Source organism: Novosphingobium soli, from assembly GCF_042432915.1.
Taxonomy (GTDB): Bacteria; Pseudomonadota; Alphaproteobacteria; order Sphingomonadales; family Sphingomonadaceae; genus Novosphingobium; species Novosphingobium soli.
Genome location: NZ_JBHLWK010000006.1, coordinates 115,133 through 140,800 on the forward strand (window position 1 = coordinate 115,133; position 25,668 = coordinate 140,800).

26 protein-coding genes are annotated in these 25,668 nt (G+C 69.2%); 13 read left to right on the forward strand and 13 right to left on the reverse strand.

Features of this window, described 5'->3' with window-relative positions; genetic code table 11:
* Positions 1–23: 23 nt before the first annotated feature.
* Together dnaJ and dnaK are read right to left on the reverse strand one after the other, a co-directional pair.
* Entirely contained in the window at positions 24–1,148 is a 1,125-nt protein-coding gene (gene dnaJ / locus ACFFJC_RS02415; protein ID WP_379485982.1) for a molecular chaperone DnaJ, read from the reverse strand.
* Positions 1,149–1,232: 84 nt separating this feature from the next.
* The gene (gene dnaK / locus ACFFJC_RS02420; RefSeq protein WP_379485983.1) at positions 1,233–3,140 is read right to left on the reverse strand and encodes a molecular chaperone DnaK; all 1,908 of its coding nucleotides are present in this window, start codon (positions 3,138–3,140) and stop codon (positions 1,233–1,235) included.
* A 197-nt stretch (positions 3,141–3,337) separates the two neighbouring features.
* On the opposite strand from dnaK, the gene ACFFJC_RS02425 reads away from it, so the two are divergent.
* Both ACFFJC_RS02425 and ACFFJC_RS02430 read left to right on the forward strand, forming a co-directional pair.
* Positions 3,338–3,850 (forward strand): copper chaperone PCu(A)C, encoded by a 513-nt coding sequence (locus ACFFJC_RS02425; RefSeq protein ID WP_379485984.1) that lies wholly within the window; start codon positions 3,338–3,340, stop codon positions 3,848–3,850.
* A gap of 83 nt (positions 3,851–3,933) precedes the next feature.
* Complete coding sequence (locus tag ACFFJC_RS02430) at positions 3,934–4,356, forward strand: vgr related protein (RefSeq protein ID WP_379485985.1); 423 nt, start codon at positions 3,934–3,936, stop codon at positions 4,354–4,356.
* 77 nt (positions 4,357–4,433) lie between these two features.
* Here the strand turns inward: ACFFJC_RS02430 and ACFFJC_RS02435 are convergent, their stop codons facing one another.
* The 3 genes from ACFFJC_RS02435 to hrcA form a co-directional block, all read right to left on the reverse strand.
* The gene (locus ACFFJC_RS02435; protein ID WP_379485986.1) at positions 4,434–4,691 is read right to left on the reverse strand and encodes a YMGG-like glycine zipper-containing protein; all 258 of its coding nucleotides are present in this window, start codon (positions 4,689–4,691) and stop codon (positions 4,434–4,436) included.
* A gap of 166 nt (positions 4,692–4,857) precedes the next feature.
* The gene (locus ACFFJC_RS02440) at positions 4,858–5,424 is read right to left on the reverse strand and encodes a nucleotide exchange factor GrpE (protein ID WP_379485987.1); all 567 of its coding nucleotides are present in this window, start codon (positions 5,422–5,424) and stop codon (positions 4,858–4,860) included.
* Between the two features lie 18 nt (positions 5,425–5,442).
* Entirely contained in the window at positions 5,443–6,486 is a 1,044-nt protein-coding gene (hrcA, locus tag ACFFJC_RS02445) for a heat-inducible transcriptional repressor HrcA (protein WP_379485988.1), read from the reverse strand.
* Positions 6,487–6,575: 89 nt separating this feature from the next.
* Between hrcA and rph the strand changes: the two genes are divergently transcribed.
* The 4 genes from rph to ACFFJC_RS02465 are packed head-to-tail and all read left to right on the forward strand — an operon-like array spanning position 6,576 to position 10,009.
* Positions 6,576–7,292 carry a ribonuclease PH gene (gene rph / locus ACFFJC_RS02450; protein ID WP_379485989.1) on the forward strand — a complete coding sequence of 239 codons (717 nt, stop codon included), beginning with the start codon at positions 6,576–6,578 and terminating at the stop codon, positions 7,290–7,292.
* 7 nt (positions 7,293–7,299) lie between these two features.
* Entirely contained in the window at positions 7,300–7,947 is a 648-nt protein-coding gene (gene rdgB / locus ACFFJC_RS02455; RefSeq protein WP_379485990.1) for an RdgB/HAM1 family non-canonical purine NTP pyrophosphatase, read from the forward strand.
* Between the two features lie 11 nt (positions 7,948–7,958).
* Positions 7,959–9,110, forward strand: coding sequence for a radical SAM family heme chaperone HemW (hemW, locus tag ACFFJC_RS02460; protein WP_379485991.1), 1,152 nt, complete (start codon positions 7,959–7,961; stop codon positions 9,108–9,110).
* Entirely contained in the window at positions 9,110–10,009 is a 900-nt protein-coding gene (locus tag ACFFJC_RS02465) for a tyrosine recombinase XerC (protein WP_379485992.1), read from the forward strand. Before hemW ends, ACFFJC_RS02465 begins: the two co-directional genes overlap by 1 nt.
* Before the next feature lie 25 nt (positions 10,010–10,034).
* Here ACFFJC_RS02465 and ACFFJC_RS02470 read toward each other — a convergent pair whose 3' ends face one another.
* The 4 genes from ACFFJC_RS02470 to rsmI all read right to left on the reverse strand — a co-directional run bounded on the left by ACFFJC_RS02470 (position 10,035) and on the right by rsmI (position 12,927).
* Positions 10,035–10,637 (reverse strand): DedA family protein, encoded by a 603-nt coding sequence (locus tag ACFFJC_RS02470; RefSeq protein WP_379485993.1) that lies wholly within the window; start codon positions 10,635–10,637, stop codon positions 10,035–10,037.
* Positions 10,638–10,655: 18 nt separating this feature from the next.
* A complete protein-coding gene (gene gshB / locus ACFFJC_RS02475) occupies positions 10,656–11,627 on the reverse strand; it encodes a glutathione synthase (protein WP_379485994.1) in 972 nt (323 codons plus the stop codon).
* Positions 11,628–11,740: 113 nt separating this feature from the next.
* Positions 11,741–12,103, reverse strand: a complete 363-nt coding sequence (locus ACFFJC_RS02480; protein WP_379485995.1) for a YraN family protein — start codon at positions 12,101–12,103, stop codon at positions 11,741–11,743.
* Positions 12,100–12,927, reverse strand: a complete 828-nt coding sequence (rsmI, locus tag ACFFJC_RS02485; RefSeq protein ID WP_379485996.1) for a 16S rRNA (cytidine(1402)-2'-O)-methyltransferase — start codon at positions 12,925–12,927, stop codon at positions 12,100–12,102. The genes ACFFJC_RS02480 and rsmI overlap by 4 nt, the downstream gene beginning before the upstream one ends.
* A 39-nt stretch (positions 12,928–12,966) precedes the next feature.
* Here rsmI and ACFFJC_RS02490 point away from each other — a divergent pair, with 39 nt between their 5' ends.
* Both ACFFJC_RS02490 and parE read left to right on the forward strand, forming a co-directional pair.
* Positions 12,967–14,160: a penicillin-binding protein activator gene (locus ACFFJC_RS02490; RefSeq protein WP_379485997.1), complete on the forward strand. Its 1,194-nt coding sequence runs from the start codon at positions 12,967–12,969 to the stop codon at positions 14,158–14,160.
* A 116-nt stretch (positions 14,161–14,276) separates the two neighbouring features.
* Positions 14,277–16,286 carry a DNA topoisomerase IV subunit B gene (gene parE / locus ACFFJC_RS02495; RefSeq protein ID WP_379485998.1) on the forward strand — a complete coding sequence of 670 codons (2,010 nt, stop codon included), beginning with the start codon at positions 14,277–14,279 and terminating at the stop codon, positions 16,284–16,286.
* 887 nt (positions 16,287–17,173) lie between these two features.
* Here parE and ACFFJC_RS02500 read toward each other — a convergent pair.
* Complete coding sequence (locus tag ACFFJC_RS02500) at positions 17,174–18,586, reverse strand: glycosyltransferase family 87 protein (protein ID WP_379485999.1); 1,413 nt, start codon at positions 18,584–18,586, stop codon at positions 17,174–17,176.
* A 125-nt stretch (positions 18,587–18,711) separates the two neighbouring features.
* On the opposite strand from ACFFJC_RS02500, the gene ACFFJC_RS02505 reads away from it, so the two are divergent.
* From ACFFJC_RS02505 to ACFFJC_RS02520, 4 genes are all read left to right on the forward strand, one after another.
* Positions 18,712–19,557, forward strand: a complete 846-nt coding sequence (locus tag ACFFJC_RS02505) for an AAA family ATPase (protein WP_379486000.1) — start codon at positions 18,712–18,714, stop codon at positions 19,555–19,557.
* Between the two features lie 10 nt (positions 19,558–19,567).
* Positions 19,568–19,999, forward strand: a complete 432-nt coding sequence (locus tag ACFFJC_RS02510; RefSeq protein WP_379486001.1) for a GFA family protein — start codon at positions 19,568–19,570, stop codon at positions 19,997–19,999.
* 49 nt (positions 20,000–20,048) lie between these two features.
* The gene (locus tag ACFFJC_RS02515) at positions 20,049–21,230 is read left to right on the forward strand and encodes a vWA domain-containing protein (protein ID WP_379486002.1); all 1,182 of its coding nucleotides are present in this window, start codon (positions 20,049–20,051) and stop codon (positions 21,228–21,230) included.
* A gap of 109 nt (positions 21,231–21,339) precedes the next feature.
* The gene (locus ACFFJC_RS02520) at positions 21,340–21,657 is read left to right on the forward strand and encodes a hypothetical protein (RefSeq protein ID WP_379486003.1); all 318 of its coding nucleotides are present in this window, start codon (positions 21,340–21,342) and stop codon (positions 21,655–21,657) included.
* On the opposite strand, the gene ACFFJC_RS02525 is transcribed toward ACFFJC_RS02520, so the two are convergent.
* From ACFFJC_RS02525 to ACFFJC_RS02535, 3 genes are all read right to left on the reverse strand, one after another.
* Positions 21,624–22,496 (reverse strand): class I SAM-dependent methyltransferase, encoded by an 873-nt coding sequence (locus tag ACFFJC_RS02525; protein WP_379486004.1) that lies wholly within the window; start codon positions 22,494–22,496, stop codon positions 21,624–21,626. The genes ACFFJC_RS02520 and ACFFJC_RS02525 overlap by 34 nt on opposite strands.
* Positions 22,497–22,576: 80 nt before the next feature.
* Positions 22,577–23,779 carry an exo-beta-N-acetylmuramidase NamZ family protein gene (locus ACFFJC_RS02530; protein ID WP_379486005.1) on the reverse strand — a complete coding sequence of 401 codons (1,203 nt, stop codon included), beginning with the start codon at positions 23,777–23,779 and terminating at the stop codon, positions 22,577–22,579.
* A complete protein-coding gene (locus ACFFJC_RS02535; protein ID WP_379486006.1) occupies positions 23,776–24,321 on the reverse strand; it encodes a DOMON-like domain-containing protein in 546 nt (181 codons plus the stop codon). The genes ACFFJC_RS02530 and ACFFJC_RS02535 overlap by 4 nt, the downstream gene beginning before the upstream one ends.
* Before the next feature lie 105 nt (positions 24,322–24,426).
* Here ACFFJC_RS02535 and tyrS point away from each other — a divergent pair, with 105 nt between their 5' ends.
* Positions 24,427–25,656, forward strand: coding sequence for a tyrosine--tRNA ligase (gene tyrS / locus ACFFJC_RS02540; protein ID WP_379486007.1), 1,230 nt, complete (start codon positions 24,427–24,429; stop codon positions 25,654–25,656).
* Positions 25,657–25,668: the final 12 nt, after the last annotated feature.

The following is a 25,668-nucleotide window of genomic DNA, read 5'->3' on the forward strand; positions in this document are numbered from 1 at the left end:
GGGTCGGACCCGGGACGACGCGGTCATTCGGTCAGGTCGCTCCACGCGTCCTTGAGCCGGTCGAAGAAGCCCTTCGACTGGGGGCATTCGTCGCCGGTTTCGGTCGCCTGCAGTTCGCGCAGCAGTTCCTTCTGGCGCGCGGAGAGCTTGGTCGGGGTCTCGACCGAGATCTCCACGACCAGGTCGCCGCGGCCGCGGCCCTGCAGGACCGGCATGCCGGCGCCGCGCTTGCGCAGTTGCTTGCCCGACTGGATGCCGGCCGGGATTTCGAGCGCGATCGCCTCGCCGTCGATGCCGGGGATCTCGATCGCGCCGCCGAGTGCCGCGGTCGTGAAAGTGATCGGCACGCGCGTGAGCAGCGTGGTGCCGTCGCGCTCGAACACGCGGTGGCGCTTGACGTGCAGGAAGATATAGAGGTCGCCCGGAGGCGCGCCGAACGGCCCCGCCTCGCCCTTGCCCGAAAGCCGGATGCGGGTTCCCGAATCGACGCCCGGCGGGATGTCCACCTGCAGCGTCTGGGGCTGGTCCACCCGGCCTTCGCCGCCGCAGGCGCGGCAGGGCTTCTCGATCACCTCGCCGCGGCCGTGGCAGGTCGGGCAGGTGCGCTCGACCACGAAGAAGCCCTGCTGCGCGCGCACCTTGCCGTGGCCGCCGCACATGGCGCACCCGCGCTTGCCGGTGCCCGGCTCCGCGCCGCTGCCGTGACAGGGCTCGCAGGGCTGCGAGACGTCGATGGTGATCTCGGTCTGCTTGCCGCGGAACGCGTCGTCGAGGCTGACCTCCATGTCGTAGCGCAAGTCGGCGCCGCGCCGCGCCTGCTGGCGACCGCCGCCGCCGAAGGCGCTGCCGAAGATGGACTCGAAGATGTCCCCGATGTCGCCGAACTCGGCGCCCTGGCCGCCGCCGTTCATGCCCTGCTGGAATGCGGCATGGCCATAGCGATCGTACGCCGCACGCTTCTGCGGGTCCTTGAGGCAGTCGTAAGCCTCGCTGATCTGCTTGAAGCGCGCCTCGGCTTCCTTGTCGCCCGGGTTCTTGTCCGGGTGATAGCGCATGGCCAGCCGGCGGTAGGCCGACTTGAGCACCTTGTCGTCCGCGGTGCGCTCGCACTCGAGCAGTTCGTAGTAGTCGATTTCAGTTGCTGACACGGTGTGATTCTTCCCCTGGGGAATAACCTAACCGCCACCGGCGCGGAATGCACCGGTGGCGGCCACGGTTTTCATCAGGACTCGTCAGCCCTTGTTTTCGTCGACTTCCGAGAACTCGGCGTCGACCACGTCGTCGTCACCGGCCGGAGCCGCGTTCGGCGATGCCGCCGAGGCCTGCTCCTTCTCGTAGATGGCCTGGCCCATCTTCATCGCCACCTGGGTCAGTTCCTGAGCCTTGGCGTTGATCTCGGCGGCGTCACCGCCCTCGAGAGCGGTCTTGCTCGCGGCGATCGCGGCCTCCACCTCGCTCTTGAGCGCAGCGTCGATCTTGTCGCCGTTCTCGGCGATCTGCTGCTCGGTCGCGTGGACCAGGCTGTCCGCCTGGTTGCGGGCCTCGGCGGATTCGCGGCGCTTCTTGTCCTCCTCGGCGAACTTCTCGGCATCGCGGACCATCTGGTCGATGTCCGAGTCCGAGAGACCGCCGGAGGCCTGGATGCGGATCTGCTGCTCCTTGCCGGTGCCCTTGTCCTTGGCCGAGACGTTGACGATGCCGTTGGCGTCGATGTCGAAGGTCACCTCGATCTGCGGGACGCCGCGACGGGCCGGCGGGATGCCGACGAGGTCGAACTGGCCCAGCAGCTTGTTGTCCTGCGCCATTTCGCGCTCGCCCTGGAACACGCGGATCGTCACCGCCTGCTGGTTGTCCTCGGCGGTCGAGTAGACCTGGCTCTTCTTGGTCGGGATCGTCGTGTTGCGGTCGATCATCTTGGTCATGATGCCGCCCAGCGTCTCGATGCCCAGCGACAGCGGGGTCACGTCGAGCAGCAGCACGTCCTTGACGTCACCCTGCAGCACGCCGGCCTGGATCGCCGCGCCCATGGCGACGACCTCGTCCGGGTTCACGCCGGTGTGCGGTTCCTTGCCGAAGAACTCCTTCACGACTTCGCGCACCTTGGGCATGCGGGTCATGCCGCCCACGAGCACGACGTCGTCGATCTCCTTGGCCGAGATGCCCGCATCGGCCAGCGCCTTGCGGCAGGGCTCGAGCGTGCGCTGGATCAGGTCGGCCACCATGCGCTCCAGGTCCGAGCGCGTGATCGTCTCGACCAGGTGCAGCGGGGTGGTGGCGCCGCCTTCCATGCGCGCGGTGATGAAGGGCAGGTTGACCTCGGTCGTCGCGGTGGACGAAAGCTCGATCTTCGCCTTCTCGGCCGCTTCCTTCAGGCGCTGCAGAGCGAGCTTGTCGCTGCGCAGGTCCATGTTCTCCTTGGCCTTGAACTTGTCGGCCAGCCATTCGACCAGCTTGGAGTCGAAGTCCTCGCCACCCAGGAAGGTGTCGCCGTTGGTCGACTTCACCTCGAACACGCCGTCGCCGATCTCGAGGATCGAGACGTCGAAGGTGCCGCCGCCAAGGTCGTAGACCGCGATGGTCTTGCCGTCCTGCTTGTCGAGCCCGTAGGCCAGCGCCGCGGCGGTGGGCTCGTTGATGATGCGCAGCACTTCGAGGCCGGCGATCTGGCCGGCGTCCTTGGTGGCCTGGCGCTGCGCGTCGTTGAAGTACGCGGGAACGGTGATGACCGCCTGCGTGACCGTCTCGCCGAGGTACGATTCGGCGGTTTCCTTCATCTTCTGCAGGGTGAAAGCGCTGATCTGCGAGGGGCTGTAGTCCTCGCCACCGGCCTGGACCCAGGCGTCGCCGTTCTTGCCCTTGACGATGGTGTAGGGGACCAGCTCGGTGTCCTTCTTGGTCACCGGATCGTCGAACCGGCGACCGATCAGGCGCTTCACCGCGAAAATCGTGTTGTTGCCGTTGGTCACGGCCTGGCGCTTCGCCGGCTGCCCGATCAGGCGCTCACCATCCTTGGTGAAAGCGACGATCGAGGGCGTCGTGCGCGCGCCTTCGGAGTTCTCGATGACCTTCGGCTTGCCGCCATCCATCACGGCGACGCAGCTGTTGGTGGTTCCGAGGTCGATACCAATTACTTTTGCCATTATCCCCATTCCTCACGTCAATGGTTGACACCGCACGGATCGCCTCCCTCCATCAAGGCAAGGCGGCTTGCGCGGCTCGGTGACGTTCCAAGTCGTCGAGCGGCGATATAGGTGACGTTTTGCTTGGAACAAGTGTGCACGAGTGGCATGAGGCAGGCGATTTTTCGGGGGCCCGGAGGACCGAGGAAATGCTTGTGATGAAACCGAACCGCCCGCTCGTCCTGATCGCTGCGATCGCGCTGGCGGCCGGCGTCGGCGCCTGCAGCCAGGAGCCGGACAGCCCGTCCGAGGCCAACGAGGCGACGGTGACCGGACCCGTCGCCAAGCCCGGCATCGCCGCCAGCGACGGGCGGATGGTCCTGCCGGTGGTGGCCGGCCGTCCGGCCGCGGTCTACTTCACGGTGCGCAACGACGGCGCCGAGCCGGTGACCCTGGCGGGCGTCCATGTCTCCGGCGCCGGCAAGGCGGAGATGCACCAGACCAGCGGCGGCTCCATGGCGGCAGTGGCCTCGCTGCCGATCGCGCCGGGCGCCTCGGTGGTCTTCGCCCCGGGCGGGCTCCACATCATGGCCTTCGACCTGGCCGAAACGCTCAAGCCGGGCGGCACGGCGGAACTCACGCTGACGTTCTCGGACGGCGACAAGCTGTCGATGCCACTCCACCTGGAGAGCATGGGCACGGATGCGGGCATGGAAGGGATGCACCACTGAGCGGGGAGCCAGCCGGCTCGGCGGCCGGTCCGCGGGGCGCCGAGCGGCCGCTCACGCCCGGGGAGATCGACCTCGCCCGGTCGGTGTTCGGAACGGCGATAGACTGGCAGCCGGTGCGCATCCGCCGCCGACGCTGGTTTCCGCTCCAACCCCGCAACACGGTGATGGCACCCTGCGGGCACTTGCACTTCCACCCGGGAAGCGAACTCTACCGCGATGACTTCGCGGCGGCCTCGCACGCCCTCCAGGGGCTGTTCCTGCACGAGATGACCCACGTCTGGCAGACGCAGGTGCGCGGGCGCTGGTACCTGCCGCTGATGCGGCACCCGCTTTCCCGCTACGACTACGCCCTGCGCCCCGGCTGGACGCTGGAGCGGTACGGGCTCGAGCAGCAGGCCGAGATCGTACGGCACGTGTTCCTGCTGCGGATGGGCGCGCAGGTTCCCGGGGCGCCGCCGCTGGACAGCTACCGCGGAATCCTGCCGTTCAAGCCCGCCCGGGCCTGAACCGTATAGGGACAAAGGAGCGGGGCGTGGTCAGGCGACCACGCCCCGCTGCGACCCTTTGACGAGAGGCGTGCGGATCAGCAATCGCGGTCCCAGTACCGGTCGCCGTTGCGATCGTAGCGATAGCAGCCCTTGTCCTTGTCGACCTGCGAACCGGCGAGCGCGCCGGCTGCAGCGCCGACAGCGGCACCCGTGCCGACATCGCCGCCCGCGATGGCACCGACGCCCGCGCCGAGCGCGCCGCCCGCCAAGGCGCCTTCGCCCGCGTAGTTGCCCGCACAACCGGCCATACTGAAAGCGCCGACCGCAAGCAGGGGGAGGATGATCTTGCGCATGGATGTTCTCCGAAAAACCAGGGGTCCTGCCAAGTCAACGGAGGTGGACCTAAGAGGTTCCTCGGCAACGAAACGACATAACCCTGCCGTACGCCCGCTCGTCCTGCCACAGCGCGGAAAAACCGCCGTCCGCGGGGCCTGATGCCCAGCGGCGGGCTCGCGGCGATCAGTCCGGCTTCTTCGCCACGGCCACCATCGCGGGGCGCAGCAGACGGTCCTTGATCATGTATCCGGCCTGCAGCTCCTGCACGACCGTGCCGGGCTCGACGTCGGCGGAGGGAACCTCGATCATCGCCTGGTGCTGGTTGGGATCGAGCGGCAGGCCCATGGCGGCGATGCGGCTGATGCCGTGGCTGGCGAAGACCTTGTCGATCTCGCGCCCGGTCGCCTCGATGCCGGAGACCAGGCCCTTGAGCTTCTCGTCCTCGCGCAGGTCGGCCGGGATCGCCGAGAGCGCGCGCGACAGGTTGTCGGAAACCGAGAGGATGTCACGCGCAAAGCCGGTGGCGGCGTAGGCGCGGGTGTCGGCGATGTCCTTTTCCAGCCGGCGGCGCACGTTCTGCGTCTCGGCGCGGGCATAGAGGACGTCCTGCTTGGCCGTCGCCAGTTCCTCGCGCAGTCGGGTAAGTTCCTCGTTCTCGCCGCCCTTGTCGAGGAAGTCCTCGGGCACGCCCTGAAGTTCTTCGGCCACGGCCGGGTCAATGGCGGGAGACTGCGTCTTGTCGTCGGTCATTTTCTTGGTCTGTTCCAGCTATCCGATGAGCTTGCCCAGGCTCTGGGCGGTGAAGTCCACCATGGGGACGACCCGGGCATAATTCAACCGAGTCGGGCCGATTACCCCCACCACGCCGACCACCCTGCCCTCGCGGTCGCGATAGGGCGAGGCGATCACCGAGGACCCCGAAAGCGCGAACAGCCGGTTTTCCGAGCCGATGAAGATCCGCGTCGCCTGCGATTCGCGAGCGCTGTCCAGCAGGTCCGCCACCGACTGCTTGTTCTCGAGGTCGTCCAGCAGCGAGCGGACCCGTTCGAGGTCGGTCAGGGCCGCTTCGTCCAGCAGGTTGGCCTGGCCGCGCACGATCAGCACGGGACGGGCCATCGCATCCTCGGTCCAGACCGCGAGCCCGCGTTCGACCAGGTCGCTGCTGGCGGCGTCGAGCGCGGACTTGCCCGAGGCGATCTGGGCCCGCATCGCCGCCGCGGCTTCGGCAAGGGTGCGCCCCCGCAGATGTGCGGAGATGAAGTTCGACGCCTCCTCCAGCGCGCCCGGAGGCAGGCTGGCCGGCAGGTCCAGCACGCGGTTCTCGATGGCGCCGTCCTCGCCCACCAGGATGGCCAGCGCGCGGCGCGGAGCGAGCGGAACCAGTTGCAGGTGCATGAGCCGGGGCTCGCGGCGTGGCACCATGACCAGCCCCGCGCCCGAGGACAGGCTGGAAAGCAGCGCGCTGGTCGCCTCCAGCGCCGCCTCGATCGGGCCCGGTGCCGATATCCGGCTCTCAATCGCCAGCCGCTCCTCGGGCGTGGGCTCCGCGACCTGCATGATCCCGTCCACGAACAGCCGCAGCCCGGCCTCGGTCGGCAGGCGTCCGGCGCTCGTATGCGGCGCGGCGAGCAGGCCGAGGCCCTCCAGGTCGGCAAGCACCGAGCGGATCGAGGCCGAGGACAGGTTCACGCAGCCGCTGCCCGACAGCGCCTTCGACCCGACCGGCGCGCCGGTGGCGAGGTATCCCTCCACCACGAGCCGGAAGATCTCGCGCGCGCGGGTGGTCAGTTCGGTGATCGGCGGCGTCGGCATCTTGGTTCCCAATTTAGGCAATGCCCTTGCAGCCTCAACCCCAAAGCGCCTAGGGCGCCGGGGTAATCCACGACGAGGGACTTCCCGCAATGCGACCTTCCGGCCGCGCGCCTGACGAAATGCGCGCCATCGACATCCAGACCGGCTTCACCAAGCACGCCGAAGGCTCGGTCCTCATCGCCTTCGGCGATACCCGCGTTCTCGTCACCGCTTCGGTCGAGGAGAAGGTGCCGCCGTTCCTGCGCGGCAAGGGCGAAGGCTGGGTGACGGCGGAGTACTCGATGCTGCCCCGCGCCACGCATACCCGCGGGAGCCGCGAGGCGGCCAAGGGCAAGCAGTCCGGCCGCACGCAGGAGATCCAGCGCCTGATCGGCCGGTCCTTGCGCGCCGTGGTCGACATGAAGAAGCTGGGCGAGCGCCAGATCGTGCTCGACTGCGACGTTCTCCAGGCCGACGGCGGCACCCGCACCGCGGCGATCTCGGGCGCCTGGGTCGCGCTGCGCATCGCCGTCGACAAGTTGATCGCCGAGGGCAAGATCAAGGAAGACCCGATCACCGCCCAGGTCGCCGCCGTCTCCTGCGGGATCAGCGAGGGGACGCCGGTGCTCGACCTCGACTACATCGAGGACAGCAGCGCGCACGCCGACGCCAACTTCGTGCTGATCGAGGGCGGCCTGATCGCCGAGGCCCAGGCCACCGCCGAGGGCGCGCCCTACGACGAGGAAAGCCTGCTGCGGCTCCTGCGCCTGGCGCGCATCGGCTGCGACCGGATCTTCGCCGCGCAGGCGAAGGCGGTGGGACGCTGAGGCCGGCATGACCCGCAAGCTCGATCCCGCCGACCGCCTCGTCATCGCCACCCACAATGCGGGCAAACTGCGCGAAATCGCGGCGCTAATGGCCCCTTATGGCATGGCGTGCGCGTCGGCGGGCGAGCTGGGCCTGCCCGAGCCGGAGGAGACCGGCACCACCTTCGTCGAGAACGCCCTGCTCAAGGCCCACGCCGCTGCGAAGGCCTCCGGCCTCCCGGCGCTGGCCGACGACAGCGGCCTCTCGGTCGCGGCGCTGGGCGGCCGGCCGGGCGTCTACACCGCGGACTGGGCCGAGCGGCAGTGGTTCGAGGGCGCGCCGGGCCAGGACTACAAGGGCCGCGACTGGTACCTGGCGATGGGCAAGGTCGAGGGGCTGCTGTGCCAGCTCGGCTCCGACGTCGACCGGTCCTGCTGGTTCTCCTGCACCCTCGCGATCGCCTGGCCCAACGGCGCCGAGGCGGTCTACGAAGGACGGGTGGAAGGCACGTTCTCGTGGCCCCCGCGCGGCACGATGGGCTTCGGCTACGATCCCGTGTTCGTTCCGCAAGGCCGCACGGTGACGTTCGCGCAGCTCGATCCCGAGGAGAAGCACCGGATCAGCCACCGCGCCGACGCCTTCGCCAAGCTGGTCGCCGCGCAGTTCGGAGCCTGATACAAGAGGCCATGGCGCGCGCGCTCTACATCCACTGGCCGTTCTGCCTGGCCAAGTGCCCTTACTGCGACTTCAACAGCCATGTCCGCGAGCGGGTCGACCACGCCGCCTGGCAGGACGCGCTGCTGGCCGACATGCGCCACGAGCACGCGCTTGCCGGCGGCGAGCGGCTGAAGTCGATTTTCCTGGGCGGCGGCACGCCTTCGCTGATGCCCCCTGCCCTCGTGGCGCGGCTCCTGGAGGAGGCGGAACGGCTCTGGGGCTTCGCGCCCGGGATCGAGATCACGCTGGAGGGCAACCCCTCGTCGGTGGAAGCGGCGAACTACGCCGCGCTGGCCACGGCCGGCGTGAACCGCGTCTCGCTGGGCCTGCAGGCCCTGGACGACGAGACCTTGCGGTTCCTCGGCCGTCTGCACGATGCGCGCGAGGGGCTGGCCGCGCTGGAGGTGGCGCAGCGGCGGTTCGAACGGGTCAGCTTCGACCTCATCTATGCCCGGCCCGGCCAGTCTCCCGAAGCGTGGGGCGCAGAGCTGGAGCGCGCGCTGGCCTTCGGCACGGGGCACCTCTCGCTCTATCAGCTCACCATCGAGCCGGGGACGCGCTTCGAGACCATGGTGCGCAAGGGCGATTTCGCGCCCCTGGACGAGGATGCCTGCGCCGACATGTTCGCGCTGACCCGCGAAGTCACGGCGGCAGCCGGGCTGCCGGCTTACGAGGTGAGCAACCATGCTCGCCTGGGACAGGAAAGCCGCCACAATCTCACCTACTGGCGATACGGCGACTATGCCGGCATCGGCCCGGGCGCGCATGGCCGTCGCGGCGGCGTGGCGACGGCGAGACACCGCAAGCCGGAGAACTGGCTGGCGGCTGTGGCCCGCGACGGCCACGGCATCGCCGAGCAGCGCGTGCTGGGCATTCGCGAGCAGGCGAGCGAGGCCATGCTGATGGGCCTGCGGCTGCGGGAAGGCGTCGACCTGGTTGGCATGGCGGCCCGCTTCGGTCTTCCCGCTGCCGAGCTGTGCGATGATGCCAAGGCGGGCTTCTACCAGAAGCAGGGCCTCGTGTGGCGGCAGGACGCGCGCATCGGCGTGACGCAAGAGGGCATGGTCCTGCTCGATGCCCTGCTGGGCGAGCTCGTTCCGCTGCAGCTGGTCGAGGGCTGATGGGCCGCAAGGCCGACCTCCTCGAGGCCTGGGGCGATCACCTGGCACAAGGACGCCGCCGCAGCGCGCACACGGTGCGCGCCTACGTGGCGACAGCCGCACGACTGATCGACAGCCTTGGCGATCCGGACTGGGCCGCGCTGGCCGCGCTCGACGCCGGTGCCCTGCGCGCGCATCTCGCCAGCCGGCGCGAGGACGGCATCGGCAACGTCTCGGCCGCGCGCGAGCTCTCGGCGCTCAAGGCGTTCCTGGTCTTCGCCCGGGACAAGGCGGGCGCTTCGCATGCCGTGCCACCGCGGCTGAGAGGGCCGCGGGTGAAGAAGGGCATCCCGCGCCCGGTCACGCCCGACGACGCGGTCAACCTCGCTGCCACGGTGGAGGAGGACGCCTCCGAGCCCTGGATCGGCGCACGCGACCGGGCCGTGCTGCTGCTGCTCTACGGCGCGGGCTTGCGCATCGCCGAGGCGCTCTCGATCACCGGTGCGGCCCTGCCGCTGGGCGAGACGCTGACTGTGACGGGGAAAGGCGGCAAGCAGCGGGTGGTGCCGCTGCTGCCGATCGTGCGCGAGGCGGTGGACGACTATCTCGCCAAGTGCCCCTGGCCCACGGTCCGCGAGGCCGCGCTCTTCCGCGGGGCGAAAGGCGGGGCGCTTTCGCAGGGGATGGTGCAGAAGGCCGTCGCTCGCGCGCGGGTCGTCCTCGGCCTGCCAGCCAGCGCGACCCCGCACGCCCTGCGCCACAGTTTCGCGACGCATCTGCTCGGCGCCGGTGCGGACTTGCGCTCGCTGCAGGAGCTGCTGGGCCATGCTTCCCTCGGCTCCACCCAGATCTACACCCGCGTGGACGCCGCGACGCTGCTGGACGTCTATCGCAACGCGCACCCGAGGGAACAGGGCTGAATCGCCAAACGGGCGGCTCCGAGCGCTACTCCTCGCGCGGCTTCCAGCTGATGACACGCCACACGTAGAACGCGATGGTGATCGCCGCGACCACGACCGTCGCCCAGCCGAGCCATTGCTCCGCCTCCGCCAGCGTGCGGCCCAGCCAGCGCCCACCCATGATGAGCACGGCGTTCCAGATCGCCGCGCCCAGCGCGGTGAAGACCAGGAACTTGGCGTGGCCCATGTGCGCCAGCCCGGCAGGGATCGAGATCACCGTGCGGAACATCGGCATGAAGCGGAGCACGAAGACCACCCAGTGGCCATGCCGCCGCAGGAACCGGCCGGCGACCTCCACGTCGTGCCACTCAAGCGTCAGCCAGCGGCCCCAGCGGTTGATGAACGGCCGCAGCCGCTCGTAGCCGAGGCGATCCGCCGCCAGGAACAGCACGTAGTTGCCGAGCGCCGCCCCGAGCGTACCCCAGAGCAGCAGCGGCCAGAACTGCATGTCCCCGCGCGCGACGGCGATCCCGCCCAGCCCCATGATGAGTTCCGAGGGGATCGGCGGGATGATGTTCTCCAACGCCATGAGGAACATGATGCCGAGATAGCCGCCCTGCCGGACGACCTCGTAGACCCACTCAGCCATGCATGCGCCCTGCGCAGTTTACAGAGCGCGGTGGCGCACCTCGATGGCATCCCATATCCGGGCGCTGGTGTCGGTTCCGTTGAACCGGTCGATCGCCACGATGCCGGTGGGCGAGGTCACGTTGATCTCTGTCAGCCATTTCCCGCCAATCACGTCTATGCCGACGAAAACCAGCCCGCGTGCCTTGAGTTCCGGACCCAGCGCCGCGCAGATCTCCTCTTCCGCCGAAGTGAGGCCGCTCGCCTCGGCCGAGCCGCCGACGGCCAGGTTGGAGCGGAACTCGCCCTCCCCCGGCTTGCGGTTGATGGCGCCGGCGAATTCCCCGTCGACGAGGACGATGCGCTTGTCGCCCTCGGCGACGTCGGGAAGGAACGGCTGGACCATGAACGGCTCGACCCAGGCGTTCTGGAACATCTCCACCAGCGCGCCGAGGTTGGACCCGTCCGCCGGGACGCGGAACACGGCCTTGCCGCCGTTGCCGTGGAGCGGCTTCACGACGAGATCGCCCGGATGGCGCTGGCCGAACAGCTTCACATCCTCGATGCGCCGCGCGATGAAGGTGGGTGGCATGAACCGCGCGAAGTCGAGCACGAAGACCTTCTCCGGCGCGTTGCGCACCGAAGCGGGATCGTTGACCACCAGTGTGCGGCCGGCGAGCCGCTCCAGCAGGTGCGTGGCGGTGATGTAGCCGAGATCGAAGGGCGGATCCTGGCGCATCAGCACCACGTCGATGTCCTCAGACAGGTCGATCAGGCGGTACTCGCCGCGCGTGAAGTGTGCCCCTTCCACGCGCCGGACGGTGACCGGCGCCCCCCAGCAGGTCAGCCGCCCCGCCGCCCCGTGCGCCGTGTCGTAGGCCAGCGTCCGCACGTCGTAGTGATACAGCGTGTGGCCACGCGCCTGCGCCGCCAGCATCAGCGCGAAGCTCGAATCCCCGGCGATCTTGATCGTCTCGAGCGGATCCATCTGGACGGCGACACGTAGCGACATGGGCGATCTTCAGCCTTTGCGAGAGGGTTGCAGGTCGTGGGCTTAGCGACAACGCCGCCCAGGCGCGACCCGAAAATCTCCGCCCGCTCGAGCACTTACCCCGGCGCAGGCGTTCACGCCCCCGGTTGCCAGGCATTGACGATCCTGCGCGGCCAGCGGCGCGGCGTCATCAGGATCACGTCGATGCGGATGTCGTCGCCGGGCCGGGCATAGCGCGAGGCAACGAGCGCGGCGGCGTCGGCCACGCGCCTGAGGCGCCGCCCGTCGACGGCAAGATCGAGGTCGCCCGGGCTGGCGCGCCATTTGACCTCGGCGAAGCAGAGCGTGCGGCCGCGGCGTGCCACCAGGTCCAGCTCCCCTTTCCGGGTCTTCACGCGTCGCCCCACGATCCGCCAGCCGGTGAGCCAGAGATAGAGGGCCGCCAGCGCTTCACCGCGCCGGCCCCGGCGTTCAGCACGCTGCCGTTGCCTGCTCATTTGAGCGCCAGGGCCCTGGCATAGAGCGCCTTGCGGTCGAGACCGGTCGTCTTCGCGACCTGTGCCGCCGCCTGCGACGGTTTCGCCTCGGTCAATGCCGCGAGCAGCAGCGCGTCGACGTCGATCTCGCCGGCGGGCGTCTCGCCGGGCGGCGCGATCAGCAGCACGATCTCGCCCTTGGGCGGGTGCGCGGCATAGTGCGCGGCCAGCTCCTGCGGGGTGCCGCTGCGGCATTCCTCGAAGCGCTTGGTCAGCTCGCGCGCGACCGCCACCTCGCGCCCGGGCAGCACCGCGGCCACGGCGGCAAGCGCCGCATCGAGGCGCGGCGCCGTTTCGTAGAACACCAGAGTCGCGGGCACCGCCGCCAGTTCCGCCAGCGCATCCTCCCGGGCCTTGGCCTTGTTCGGGAGAAATCCGGCGAACAGGAAGCGGTCGTTCGGCAACCCGGAAAGGGTCATCGCCAGCACCGCCGCGTTGGCCCCGGGAAGGCTGGTCACCGCGATCCCCCGCTCCCGCGCCGTGCGGACGAGGCGATAGCCCGGGTCCGAGATCAGCGGCGTGCCCGCATCGCTCACCAGCGCCACCGGCTCGGCCTCCATCAGCGCCAGCAGGCGCTCGCGGTCGGCCTCGCCGGCATGGTCGTCATAGCGGATCAGGCGCTTCTTGATCCCCAGGTGATGGAGCAGCTTGCCCGTCACCCGCGTGTCCTCGCAGGCCACGGCGCCCACGCCTCTCAGCGTCTCGACCGCGCGCAGCGTGATGTCGCCCAGGTTGCCAATGGGGGTTGCGACTATGTAAAGGCCCGGCGAAAGAGTGTCTTCCATCACCGGACTCATGCCCATGGACCAAGGGAGCGGCAAGCAATGTTCGACAAGAGCCTGATCGCGCGGATGAATCGGCGGAACCTTCTCGCCGCCGCCGCGATGGCCGCGCTCGCCGGCTGCGCCGTCGTGCCCAAGGCGCCGACGACCGCCCCGCCGCCCGCAGCGCCCACGCCCACCCCCAGCCGGAGCGACATTCCGACCGATACCGAGCGCCACCGCGTCGCACTGCTGGTGCCCGTGACCGGCGCCAACGCCGGGGTCGGCCAGGCGATCGCCAATGCCGCCAACATGGCGCTGGTCGACACCGCGGCCAAGAACCTGCGGGTGACCACCTACGACACATCGACGGGTGCCGCCGGCGCCGCCCAGCGCGCCATCGCCGATGGCAACCAGCTGATCCTGGGCCCGCTGCTCGCCGACGACATCCCCGCCGTCTCCGCCGTCGCCAAGGGGGCGAAAGTGCCCATCATCTCGTTCTCCAACGACGAGAAGGCGGCCACCAAGGACGTCTTCATCATGGGCAACCTGCCGGGTCAGTCGGTCGTTCGCACCGTCGAGTACGCGCGTGCGCAGGGCGTTTCCAGCTTCGCCGCGCTGGTACCCCGCGGCGACTACGGCGATCGCACGAGCAGCGCCCTGCTCTCGGCCGTGCGCGAGGGCGGGGGATCGGTGGTCGCGCTCGAAGCCTATGACCGCAGCGCCGGCTCGATCGCCTCGGCCGCGCAGCGCGTGAAGGCGAAGGGGGGCTTCGAGGCGCTGCTGATCGCCGACAGCGGCAGCCTCTCGGCGCGCGCGGCGAGCGCGTTCAAGGGGCCGGGCAAGGCCGCCACCACCGTCCGCTTCCTGGGCACGGAGTTGTGGAGCGGCGAGCGCGAGGTCACCGCCTCTCCGGCACTGGCGGGCGCGTGGTACTCCACCGTTTCGGACCAGCGGTTCGGCCAGTTCTCGAAGAGCTACCGCGCCCGCTTCGGCGCACAGCCGTTCCGGATCGCGACGCTGGGGTACGATGCCGTGCTGCTGACGCTTCGCGTGGCGCGCGACTGGAAGCCGGGGAGCCGCTTCCCGGCTGAGACCCTGCGCGATCCCAAGTCCTTCCCTGGCGGGTTCCTGGGCGTGGACGGCGCCTTCCGCTTCACCCGCGGCGGCCTGGTGGAGCGGGCTCTCGAGGTGCGCGAGGTCGCACCGGGAACGGTCCGGGTGGTCAGCCCGGCTCCCGCCAAGTTCGGCGACTGACCCGCCCTACCCGCCGGAGCCCTCGCCCGCCGACCCCGTCGGGCGGGGACGGCGGGCTGAGGATAAGCGCAAGCCCGTCCTTGATCCCTTGATTCCGCGGGTCCTATAGTCGCGCCATGTCCGACGACCTCTTCGACAAGCTCCCGACCGCCACCGGCGAAACCTACGACGGCTCGGCGATCGAGGTGCTCGAGGGCTTGGAGCCGGTCCGGCGGCGCCCCGGCATGTACATCGGCGGCACGGACGAGCGCGCGCTGCACCATCTCGCGGCCGAGGTGCTCGACAACGCCATGGACGAAGCGGTGGCCGGCCACGCCAACCGCATCGAAGTCTCGCTCGAGGATGAGCCCGGAACCGCCGGCCGCCTCACCATCACCGACAACGGGCGCGGCATCCCGGTCGACGAGCACCCGAAGTTCCCCGGCAAGTCGGCGCTGGAGGTGATCCTTTCCACCCTGCACTCGGGCGGCAAGTTCTCGGGCAAGGCCTACGCCACGTCGGGCGGCCTGCACGGCGTGGGCATCTCGGTGGTCAACGCACTCTCGGTGAAGACGCGGGTCGAAGTGGCGCGCAACAAGGAACTCTACGCGCAGGAGTTCTCCCGCGGCGTCACGCTCGGCCCGATCCAGCGGGTGGGCGCGGCCCCCAATCGCCGCGGCACCGCGGTGACCTTCACGCCGGACACCGAGATCTTCGGCGACCAGAAGTTCAAGCCGGCGCGGCTGTTCAAGCTGGTCCGCTCCAAGGCGTACCTCTTCGCGGGCGTGGAGATCCGCTGGAAGTGCGCGCCTTCGCTCGCGGGCGAGGGCATTCCCGCCGAGGCAACGTTCCAGTTCCCCGGCGGCCTGGCCGACCACCTGGCCGAGCAGATCGGCACGCGCGAGTGCGTGACCACGCAGTTCTTCTCGGGCTCGCAGGACTTTCCCAAGGGCGATGACGGGTCCGAGCAGGGCCGCGTCGAGTGGGCGATCGCCTGGCCGCTCTATTCCGACGGCGCCTATTCCTGGTACTGCAACACCATTCCCACGCCTGACGGCGGCACGCACGAGCAGGGCCTACGCGCGGCGCTCACCAAGGGCATTCGCGCCTTCGCGGATCTCGTCGGCCAGGCCAAGAAGGCCAAGGACATCACGCCCGACGACGTGATCACCGGGAGCGAGGTCATGCTCTCGGTCTTCATACGCGATCCCCAGTTCCAGAGCCAGACCAAGGACCGCCTCACCAGCCCCGAGGCCGCGCGCCTCGTGGAAGCGGCGGTGCGCGACCATTTCGACCACTTCCTCACCGACAACCTCGATCGCGGCAAGGCGCTGCTGGGCGCGGTGATGGAGCGCATGGACGATCGCCTGCGCCGCAAGGCGGAGCGCGAGGTCAAGCGCAAGACCGCGACCAACGCGCGCAAGCTGCGCCTGCCCGGCAAGCTCACCGACTGTTCGGGCGAAGGCAGCGGCGAGACCGAGCTGTTCATCGTCGAGGGCGATTCGGCCGGCGGCTCGGCCAAGCAGGCGCGCGACCGCAAGACCCAGGCGATCCTGCCGATCCGCGGCAAGATCCTCAACGTCGCGAGCGCCACGGCCGACAAGATCCGCGCCAACTCCGAGATCGCCGACCTGGGCCTCGCGCTCGGCTGCGGCACGCGCAAGGACTGCAACGCGGACAACCTGCGCTACGACCGCGTCATCATCATGACCGACGCCGACGTCGACGGTGCCCATATCGCGACGCTGCTGATGACGTTCTTCTTCCAGGAGATGCCGGACATCGTGCGCCGCGGGCACCTCTACCTGGCCCAGCCCCCGCTCTACCGCCTGACCGCCGGCTCGATGTCCGCCTACGCGCGTGACGACGCGCACCGCGCGGAACTGGAGGCGACCCAGTTCAAGGGCAAGAAGGTGGAGGTCGGCCGCTTCAAGGGCCTTGGCGAGATGAACCCGCAGCAGCTGCGCGAGACGACGATGAACCCGCAGACGCGCTCGCTGATCCGCATCACCCTGCCCACGGAGAACGAGGGACGGTTCCAGGTCAAGGACCTGGTCGACCGCCTCATGGGTCGCAATCCGGAGCACCGCTTCCAGTTCATCCAGAACCGCGCCGGCGAGATCGACCCGGAGCTGATCGACGCCTGAACCCTAGCTCCGCAGCAAGGCCGCTGCAGATGATCGTTCGATAGAGGGCGAATAGACAAGTATTCGTCCCTTCGACCGCCGAACTGGCGGAAACTCCTGAGTGTATTGCCGCCATAGCCGTGTTATTCTGCCGTTTCCTGGTATCCGGGAGGGGGACGGCCGATGTTCTCACGGCGGTGCACGATACTTCTGCCGTTGTTCATGCTTGCCGCCTGCCAGGCGAGCGAGAATGATGGCACCAACGCGATGGCCACCATGGACGCGCGATCGCTGGAATACCCGGTCGCCACCGACTCGACTGCGCTCGAACGCTGCGACATCGTCAATCGCCGCCTAACCGGGGAGGACTGCGACGACCTGCGCGCCGCGGTCGACAACGCCGAAACCGGGTTGGCCGCGTTCAACGTGCCCGACAGCATGGTGCGCGACGAGACGGTCACCATCCAGCTCTCCATCGGCTTCGCGCCCGAGCCGGTGGCGGTGCAGGCCGAGGATGCCGCGGACGCCATGGTGGACGACGCGATGGTGGATGACGCCATGGTGGAACACGCTGCGGACGCTGCGATGGCCGACGCCTCGGACAGCCCCGCCGCGACGGACGCACCCGCGCCGACACCGCCGCGGCGACGACTGCGCGGACAGACGCCGCAGGAAGCGCTGGAGGGGCAGTCCGGGACGGTCGAGACCTACCAGCCCATCGTCGGCCGCAACATGAAGGCGGTGCTGACGGGCCACGGCTTCCACATCGAAGCACTCAACGATGCCGAACAGAGCCTCTCCGACTACGGGGTCACCACCTGGCAGTGGGCGGTCACGCCCAAGAGGCGCGGTCCGCACAAGCTGACCTTGCGAACGTCCGTGCTGGGCATCGCTGCCGACGGCAGGACCTATGAACTGCTTCCCACCGTCCACAACGAACCGGTGGAGGTTCGGCTGACCCTGCGCCAGCGGATCGGTGACGCCGTGGCGGGCACGCCCACGCTGCTCAAGGCGCTCACCGCGGTGGTCACCGGCCTGACCGCGCTCCTCGCCGCCGTCTGGGCGCTGCGCCGGACATGGCGCAAGCGCGACGACAAGGGCGAGCCACCGACGGCAGGGTCCTGATCCGCGGCACTCATGGGCTCGCTCCGGGCGCGCCGCCAGAGGACCGCGAACAGAAGCCCGACGATCAGCGGCATCACCGGCAGCCCTGCATGGAGCGCCAGCGGCCGGGCGAAGGCGGGCGCGGCGAAGGCCAGCAGCAGCGCCAGCTTCTCCCAATCGCGAAATCCCGTCTCCAGCCCTCGTCCCGCGAGCCAAAGCATCGGCATGCCCAGGAGCACGGCGTCATAGTCAAGCGCGAACGGCGTGGCCAGCAGCGCACCGCACAGCATCGGGGCGGCAAGCGCGGGAGACCAGCGGCGCCCCCATGCCGCCCCCGCCAGCGTTCCCGCCACCACCGCGGAGACCACGCCCTGCCCGGCATAGGCCACCCCGGTCGGGGCCCCCATCAGCTTGAGGGCCGCGAAGGGGCTGATCATCTTGCCGAAGCCCATCGCGCCTGCGGCCATGGCCGCTTCGGCTTGCCCGCTCGTGGCGAGCCAATCGGTCCAGACGTGCGCCCCGAACGCCAGCGCTGCGAAGGACGCCAGCGCCACGGCCGTCGCGAAGGCCGCGGCGGCGGTCCGCCATTCGCGCGTCAGCAGCAGCACGAGCGGCACGAGCACGCCGAACTGCGGCTTGATCGTCGCCAGGCCGAGGAGCACGCCCGCGATCCAGCGGCGCGAGGGCACCAGCCAGGCGCCCAGGCCCAGCAACCCCGCGACCAGGAACGAGGTCTGCCCGTGCGTGACCACGATCGGCACTGCGGGGAAGGCCACGAACAGCAGCCAGAGCGGGGCACCGACGCCGGCATTCGCCCGCCACGCCCGCGCCGCGACGATGTAGACTGCCGCGGTCGCGACCAGCCATCCCGCCAGCGCGGGGATGTAGTGCGCAAGGCCCAGAGGCCAGCAGAAAGGCAGGAACGATGGCGGGTAGAAGAAGGCGGTGTAGCCCGTCTCCGCCGCGAAGTGGGTGCGCTGGGCCGCGATGTGCGCGGCGGTGTCGTAGACCTCGGCACCGGCGTGGAGCATCCGGCCGACGGTCCAGAAGCTCAGGAAGTCACTCCCCAGCAGGAAGCCGTTGCGGTCCACGCCGCCGCGCGCAGTGGCGACCAGCGCCACCAGCGCGGCCAGGTTCAGCACGGCCAGCAGGCGCAGGTAACCGCGCGCCCGGGCAGGGCCCAGCCAGTCCATCCTGCGCAGAAGATCGCCCCGCATGGCCCTGCTCTGCAACGCCGGGGCGGGGTTGTCCATGCGCCGGCTTGCCGCAGCGGATCGATATTGCCTTGCTGCGGCGCGGCACATAGGGCTTAATCGCGTAGTTAAAGCGAGCAGGACGACCGATGCAGCGTTTCGAAGGCACCAGCAATTACGTCGCCACCGATGACCTGAAGGTCGCCGTCAACGCCGCGGTGCTCCTGCGCCGGCCGCTCCTCGTCAAAGGGGAGCCCGGCACCGGCAAGACGGTGCTGGCGGAGCAGATCGCCGCGTCGCTGGGGGCGCCGCTGATCACCTGGAACGTCAAGTCCACCACCAAGGCGCATCAGGGGCTCTACGAATACGACGCGGTCGCCCGCCTGCGCGACGGGCAGCTTGGCGATGCGCGGGTCCACGACATCGCCAACTACATCCGCAAGGGCAAGCTGTGGGAGGCGTTCACCTCGCCCGAGCTGCCGGTCCTGCTGATCGACGAGATCGACAAGGCCGACATCGAATTCCCGAACGACCTCCTGGCCGAGCTCGACCGCATGGCCTTCGACGTTTACGAGACCGGGGAGCACGTCGCCGCGGTGGAGCGGCCGATCGTGGTCATCACCTCCAACAACGAGAAGGACTTGCCGGACGCGTTCCTGCGCCGCTGCTTCTTCCACTACATCAAGTTCCCCGACCGGGAGACGATGGAGGCCATCGTCGACGTGCACTTTCCGGGCATCCAGAAGACGCTGGTGCGCAAGGCGATGGAGATCTTCTACGAGCTGCGCGAAGTGCCGGGTCTCAAGAAGAAGCCCTCCACCAGCGAGCTGCTCGACTGGCTCAAGCTGCTGCTGAACGAGGACATGCCGCTGGACGTGCTGCAGAGCCAGGATCCCGGCAAGGCGATCCCGCCGCTCCACGGCGCCCTGCTCAAGAACGAGCAGGACGTCATGATGTTCGAACGCCTCGCCTTCATGGCGCGGCGCGGCGGCTGAGGACGGCGCCATGAGCGAGCCGCGCTACACCGGCCGCTGCAACTGCGGCGCGGTCACGGTCACCATCACCGCGGATGCGGTCGCCACCCGGCAATGCTGGTGCCGCCAGTGCCAGAAGGTCGCCGCGGGCGGGCCGACAAACAACGCGATGTTTCCGACCGAGGCGGTGACGATCAGCGGTGCGCGGGGCGATCACGCCTATGTCGCGGCCAGCGGCAACGTGCTGACGCACGAGTATTGCGCCGCCTGCGGCACGCCCGTGCTCGGCCGGACGAGCGCGCGGCCGCAGCTCCGCACGATCCGGCTCGGCCTGCTCGACGAAGGGCATGGCCTCAGCCCGGCGATGGCGATCTGGACCGACGAGGCGCCGGCCTGGGCCGCGATAGATCCGCAGCTCGAGCGCTGGCCCGGCCAGCCGCCGGCCCCCACGGCCAAGGCCTGAAGGGCGCGATCCGCATGAACGCGAAGCGGCGGCGAGCGGAGGGGATCCGATGCTCCTGAACTTCATCGACGAACTGCGGGCGGCGGGGATTTCCGCGTCGCTCAAGGAGCACCTCGTCCTGCTGGAAGCGCTGGACAAGGACGTGATCGAGCAGACTCCCGAGGCATTCTACTATCTCAGCCGCGCCACCTTCGTGAAGGATGAAGGCCTGCTGGACCGGTTCGACCAGGTGTTCCAGAAAGTGTTCAAGGGCATCCTGACCGACTACGGGCAGCAGCCCGTCGAGATCCCCGAGGAGTGGCTCAAGAAGCTCGCCGAACGCTACTTCTCGCCCGAGGAGATGGAGGCGGTGAAGGCGCTGGGCTCCTGGGACGAGATCATGGAGACGCTCAAGCAGCGGCTCGAGGAGCAACAGAAGCGCCACCAGGGCGGCAACAAGTGGGTCGGCACCAACGGGACTTCGCCCTTCGGCCATTCCGGCTACAACCCGGAAGGCGTGCGCATCGGGGGAGAGGGCAAGCAGGGTCGGGCGATCAAGGTCTGGGAAAAGCGCGAGTTCGCCAACCTCGACAACACCAGGGAACTGGGCACCCGCAACATCAAGGTGGCGCTGCGCCGCCTGCGCCGCTTCGCGCGCGAAGGCGCCGCCGAGGAGCTGGACCTCGACGCCACAATCTCGGGCACCGCCAAGCAGGGCTGGCTCGACGTGGTGATGCGGCCGGAGCGGCACAATGCGGTCAAGGTGCTGCTGTTCCTCGACGTCGGCGGCTCGATGGACCCGTTCGTCCGGCTCGTGGAGGAACTGTTCAGCGCCGCCACCGCCGAGTTCAAGAACATGGAGTTCTTCTACTTCCACAATTGCCTCTACGAAGGCGTGTGGAAGGACAATCGGCGCCGCTGGTCGCAGCGCACGCCAACCTGGGACCTGCTCCACAAGTTCGGGCACGACTACAAGGTCATCTTCGTGGGCGACGCGGCGATGAGCCCCTACGAGATCAGCCATCCGGGCGGCTCGGTCGAGCACATGAACGAGGAAGCCGGCGCCGTCTGGCTGCGGCGCGTGGTCCAGACCTATCCGGCCACGGTGTGGCTCAACCCGACGCCGGAGCGGCAGTGGTCATACTCCGCCTCCACGCGCATGATCCGGGAGATCGTGGGGGACGCCATGTACGCCCTCACTCTCGACGGGCTCGACGCCGCGATGCGCGAGCTCACGCGCAAGAAGGGATGAAGGCGCGACCTGAGTCGCAGGCAAGCATGACGTGTGCCGTTACCTCGCGATTCACGCATGCGCGCGGCCTGTTCGCGTGGTATATATCTTCCCGAGGGAGGAGACCGCGATGAATACTGTTCTGCTGATGCTGGCCGCGGGCGCCTGGACGTTGAGCGCCGCGTCACCCGTCGAGCCGGTCGCCAAGAAGGAGACCGATCGTCGCAAGTGCCGGTACGTGGTGCAGCCCGCCAGCGAGGCCGCCGCTCCCAGCACGATCACGCCGGATGGGGAAGCGCTGCTGCTGAGCGCCGTCGATCGGCGGGTCAACGGATGCGCCGTGCTCGTGTTGGCCTCGGGCCGCGAGATTGCGCCCCCGGCCCCGTCGAGCGGGCCCGCCGCGCGGCGGCCCGCTCAGCTGGCCAGCGGCTTGCGGGCGGCCAGGTAGATCCAGTCCCCCTGCCCGACCAACGGCCCCAGCTTCGCGACCGGCGCGAAGACGGCGGCGTAGGCGAGGCGCTTGGGCATGCGTGCCAGCGTGGCGGGGGTGCCGAAGGTATAGGCCAGGTCGATGTTGCAGTGGTGCACGCCCGCCACCTCGAACCCGGCGCGCTCCACCATCGCCGACAGCGTCGCCTGCGAGAACTGGAACAGGTGGTGCGGCGGCTCGGGGTGGGGCCAGTACCCCAGCTTCGCGGCGAGCGGGAACGAGGCGCGCGGGAACAGTCCGTCGATGTTGGGCGTGGACAGGACCAGCCATCCGCCCGGGGACAAGAGAGCCCAGGCGGCCGCCAGGTCGCCCAGCGGGTCGGGAACGTGCTCGATCACGTCGAAGAGGGTCACGACGTCGCAGGACCCCGCCTCCAGCCCGGTGTCGCGCAAGGTGCCGCGCTCGATCTCCAGCCCGGTGCGAAGGCGCGCCTGCTGCGCGGATTCTGCCGAGAACTCGATGCCCGAGCACGCGAAGCCGGCGGCCTGCGCCAGCACCAGGAATTCGCCGGAGGAGCAGCCGACGTCGACCAGCCGCCCCGCGCCAACGAAGCGGCGCGTGAAGCGCAGGTGGCGCGCCGCGATCTCGGCCATGCGGCGCGAGGCGGCGCTGTCGGGATCATGGAGTTCGGCGTGGTATTCGGTCTCGCCCGCGGAATAGAGCCGGCGCAGGCCCTCCGCGTCCGGAGGGTTGGCGACATACGCCAGATCGCACCCGCTGCAGCGGACAAGGTCGTAGCCCTTGGCGGAGAACAGCGGTCTTGCACTCTCGGTGCCGCACATGTTGCAGCCGACCATCCCACCCTCCAGTCCCGTAGCACTCCCTAGGGCTTAAACCGGATTGGTGGACGAGGCGTTAACCCTGCGGAGCGCGCGCCTCAACGGTAGAGGAGCAAGTCGGCGACCTCGTCCTGCCAGGCGGCTTCGTCGCGCGATGCCAGTGCCTCAAGGTCGCCGGGCAGCGCCTGCGGATCGTCGACCCAGGCGCGCAGCGCCGGCCCGCCGTTGATGACGTCGATCGCCAGGCGGTCGAATTCGTACTCGTAGGGGAAGTCCCGCCAGAGCGGATAGTTGGGGTCAAGGCCGCGGATCGCCTTGAAGGCGAGCGCCTGCAGCCGCCAGGGCCTGAATGTCGCATGGTCGTAGAACGCGCCCTCGGCGTGGACCATCAGGCCGTTGCACAGCGCGCCCGCGTGCTTGTGGAAGGTCGGCTCGAACCAGCATTCGCGCAGGGCACAGCCCCCCAGCCATTCCGGCGCCATCGCCTCCATGGCGGCGCGCACCGCGCGGGCGTCCACGTCCGGCGCGCCGAACAGCACTTCCAGCGGGCGCGTGGTTCCCCGCCCTTCCGACAGCGTGGTGCCCTCCAGCATCACCGTCCCCGCATAGGCGCGCGCCATGTTGAGGCTTGCCGCATTGGGGCTCGGGTTGATCCAGATCCGGCTCTGCGGCCAACCGAAGCCGGGCGCCTCCGCAGGAGCCCAGCCTTCCATCGCGATCACGCGGTAGTCGACGTCCAGCGCGAAGCGGCGGATGAACCAGGACCCCATCTCGCCCAGCGTCAGGCCGTGGCGCATCGGCATCGGCCCCGCGCCGACGAAGCTCTCCTCCCCGGCGGTCAGTCTCGTCCCCTCGACCGGCCGGCCGGCGGGGTTGGGTCGGTCGAGCACCCAGACACTTTTGCCGCGCGCCGCCGCCTCCTCGAGCAGGTAGAGCAGCGTGGTGACGAAGGTGTAGATGCGGCAGCCGAGGTCCTGCAGGTCGAACAGGAAGACATCCGCACTGTCCATCATCGCCGCGGTGGGGCGCCGCACCTGGCCGTAGAGGCTGAACACGGGGATGCCATAGACCGGGTCGGTCTCGTCCGCCGTCTCGACCATGTTGTCCTGCTTGTCGCCGCGCAGCCCGTGCTGCGGGCCGAACGCACTCGTGACGGTGACGCCCGCCGCCATCAGCGCGTCGAGCGAATGGACGAGCCCGTCCGTGACGGAAGCGGGGTGGGCGACGAGCGCAACGCGGCGGCCTTCGAGAGGCGCACGCAGGGCGGGGTCCGCGATCAGGCGGTCGATACCGAATTTCATGCCCCGCTCGGTGCCGCAACCTCCTGGACGAAGCAAGACGGATCGTGGAAGTCGGGTGCCGGGGAGCCATGCGCCAGCGCCCAGTAGCTCCTGATGCCGCCCTCCTCCTCGATCACCGCCGTGAACCCGCAGCGCCAGGGCGGGAGGGGCAAGCCGCTCGCCGGCACCGCGGCATCGAAGATCGCCATGTCCGATCCGCCCCGCCAGGTGCAGACCGCATCGCGGGCCAACGCGCGCTCGCGCATGTCCTCGCGCGGCGCCGAGAACGCATAGGCGTTCCAGCGCTCGGACGGGGAGAAGTTGAACTCGGCGTAGCCCGCCCCCTCGGCCTCCCCGGCCGGCTGGACGAACATCTCGAAGCATGTGGTCTGCCACAGGCCATCGGCGCGGCCCTTGCCGGCGAAGGGCGGCACCACCACCCGCTCGGCCCCGCGCAGGATCCAGCGCAGCTGCAGCCACTTCGTGTCGAACCCGAGGATCCGGGCCTCGATGCTGCGAACGCCAAGCGGCGGATGGGCGGGATGAAACGAGAGCTCTGCCATGGCTGCGACTATGCCGCGCCCGACCCCAGCCGCAACATCGTACCGATTTATTTGTCGCCGGCCGCGTGCTAGGCGCGCCGCTCCCGACAATACCGAAGCGGACCGATGACCTACACCTCCTCCCTGCTCCGCCTGCTCGACGAGCGCGGCTACATCCACCAGCTGACCGATGCCGAGGGCCTCGACGCCCTGGCCGAAAAGCAGGTGGTGCCGGGGTATATCGGCTTCGACCCGACCGCGCCCTCGCTGCACGTCGGGCATCTCGTCTCGATCATGATGCTGCGCCAGCTCCAGCGCGCCGGCCACAAGCCGATCGTGGTGATGGGCGGTGGCACCGGCAAGATCGGCGATCCCAGCTTCAAGGACGAGGCGCGCAAGCTGCTGACCGAGGATCTCATCAAGCAGAACGTCGCTTCCATCCGCCGCGTCTTCGAGCGCTTCCTGACCTTCGGCGACGGACCGAGCGACGCGATCATGGTGGACAACGCCGAGTGGCTGGACCGCCTCGAATACATCCCGTTCCTGCGTGACATCGGTCAGCATTTCTCGATCAACCGCATGCTCAGCTTCGACTCGGTCAAGCTGCGCCTCGATCGCGAACAGTCGCTGAGCTTCCTGGAATTCAACTACATGATCCTCCAGGCCTACGATTTCCTGGAGTTGTCGCGCCGCGCAGGTTGCCGCCTGCAGATGGGCGGATCGGACCAGTGGGGCAACATCGTCAACGGCGTCGAACTCGCACGTCGCGTGGACGGCACGCAGGTCTTCGGCCTGACCACGCCGCTGCTCACCAACGCCGACGGCACCAAGATGGGCAAGACGGTGGGCGGCGCGGTCTGGCTGAACGAGGACCAGCTGGCGCACTTCGACTACTGGCAGTTCTGGCGCAACACCGACGACCGCGACGTCGGCAAGCGCCTGCGCCTGTTCACCGACCTGCCGCTGGACGAGATCGAGCGCCTGGAAGCGCTCCAGGGCAGCGAGATCAACGCCGCCAAGATCGTCCTCGCCAACGAGGCCACCCGCCTTTGCCGCGGCGAGGAAGCGTCCCGGGCGGCAGAGGCCACCGCGCAGGCGACCTTCGCCGGCGGCGGCCTGGGTGAGGACCTGCCGACGGTCGAGGTCGGGCCCGAGGGCATCCGGCTCGGCGCCGCCTGCACCGCACTCGGCTTCGTGGCGTCGAATGGGGAAGCGAAGCGCAAGATCGCCGAAGGGGCGGTGCGCCTCGACGACGTGGTGATGGAGGACCCGGCGATGCTGCTCTCGGTTCCTGCGGGCGCCACCCTCAAGCTCAGCGTCGGGCGCAAGAAGCACGGCATCGTTAAGGGTATCTGACCTTGGCCGGCT